The organism is Streptacidiphilus neutrinimicus, from assembly GCF_000787815.1.
Lineage (GTDB): Bacteria > Actinomycetota > Actinomycetes > Streptomycetales > Streptomycetaceae > Streptacidiphilus > Streptacidiphilus neutrinimicus.
Map to the genome: position 1 here is coordinate 5292 of NZ_BBPO01000144.1, position 1706 is coordinate 6997.

2 protein-coding genes are annotated in these 1706 nt (G+C 68.6%); both read right to left on the bottom strand.

The window, feature by feature from the left end:
* The coding region (locus TR48_RS44080; protein WP_236652514.1) for a DUF5819 family protein at positions 1-421 on the bottom strand (421 nt) is incomplete at its 3' end.
* A 183-nt stretch (positions 422-604) separates the two neighbouring features.
* The coding region (locus tag TR48_RS37550; protein WP_152628406.1) for an ice-binding family protein at positions 605-1706 on the bottom strand (1102 nt) is incomplete at its 5' end.

The window sequence follows — 1706 nt, forward strand, 5'->3', positions numbered from 1 at the left end:
TGGCGCTCAGGTCGGTCCAGCCGGTGACCCGGGTCAATCCGTCGGGGGACGTGTGTGCTGTGCGTGCGGAAACCTGCTGCTGTACGGACTGCGGGTCCGGCGCGAAGAGGCGCCAGTTCTGCTCGAAATAGGGGTAGATCCAGGCGTTGATCGGCTGCTCGTACTGGGTGGAGATCGTGTTTGAGGGCGCGACATAGAGGAAGAGCAGCAAGACGTGGGTGACGGTGACGATGACGCACACCGCGACCGCGCAGGCGACCAGAAGTCCAGCGGGCCGTGACAGCGGCGGACATTGATCGCTCCTTTGCTCGTCGGTCCGGTGCTCCGCCGAAGGGGCGGTCAAAGGTGCAGTCAGCAGACCGCCGGACACCTGCCCTTCTTCACTGCCGATCGCTGCGGTGTCGTGGTCGCTGCGGCTCATCCCATCCTCCTCGCTCGTCCTTCGGCTCGTGCCGGCCGTTGACGCCCAGCGGCCACAGGGCGGGGAGCGTGGTCGGTGCTAGCCCCGTCGTGCGCTGACATGCCCGGCAAGGACGGCCGTGGCGACATCATGCTTGCGCTCCGCCACGGCCGTCCTTCTGACTCCCGGCTCAACCGCCTTCGGTCAGGACTTCACCAAGCTGCGCGCGTCCGGCTGGTGGGAGTCGCACCCCTGGTCGCACGCGCCGCACGCGTGCTCACACGGCTTGCACTGGTCATGGCACGGGCTGCACTCGTCGTGGCACTTGCCGCACTGCTCCTGGCACGGGCTGCACTCGTCGTGGCACTTGCCGCACTGCTCCTGGCACGGGCTGCACTCGTCGTGGCACTTGCCGCACTGGTCGTGGCACTTGCCGCACTGCTCCTGGCACGGGCTGCACTCGTCGTGGCACTTGCCGCACTGCTCCTGGCACGGGCTGCACTGGTCGTGGCACTTGCCGCACTGCTCCTGGCAGGGACCGCCCGTGGCGCCGCCCGACGTTCCGGCCGTGGCACCGGCAGTGTTGCCGCCGGTGGTTCCGACCGTGGTTCCGCCGGTGGTGCCGGCGACCACGCCGCCGATGAGTCCGGTACCGCCAATGAGGCCGGTGCCGCCGATCAGGCCGGTGCCGCCGATCAGGCCACCGGTGGCACCAGCGGTCACGCCCGCGACCACACCCCCGGTGCCGCCGGCGGTGGTTCCGCCGGTGGTACCGGCGATCAGGCCGCCGGTCGTACCGGCTGTGGTTCCGCCAGTCGTGGTTCCGGTCGCGCACGTCGCCCGGGTAATGACGTTCGTGTCCAAAGTGACTGAGCCGTTGCGGGCGAGTGCCCGACCGTCGATGTTGGCTCCGGTGGTGGCGGAGATCGACGTGAGGGCCAGGATGTTGCCCACGAAGGTCGAGTTGGTGCCGAGCGTTGCGGAGCTGCCCACCTGCCAGTACACGTTGCACGGCTGGGCACCGTTGATCAGCACGACCCGGCTGGCGGAGGCCGTCTGAAGGGTCGACCCGATCTGGAAGATGAAGACCGCATTGGGGTTGCCTTGGGCGTCAAGCGTGAGCGTGCCCGAAAGGTTGATCGACGACGCGGCAGTGTAGACACCCGGGGCCAGGGTCTGGCCGACCAGGTCCCCCGGCGAGGTGAGGGTGAAATCCGATGCCTGACCGGCGGCGTTGTTGTACGCGCTGGTCAGATCGCTCTGGGCCTGGGCCGCCACGGCGTCCGTCTGGTGGATGGCCCCATTG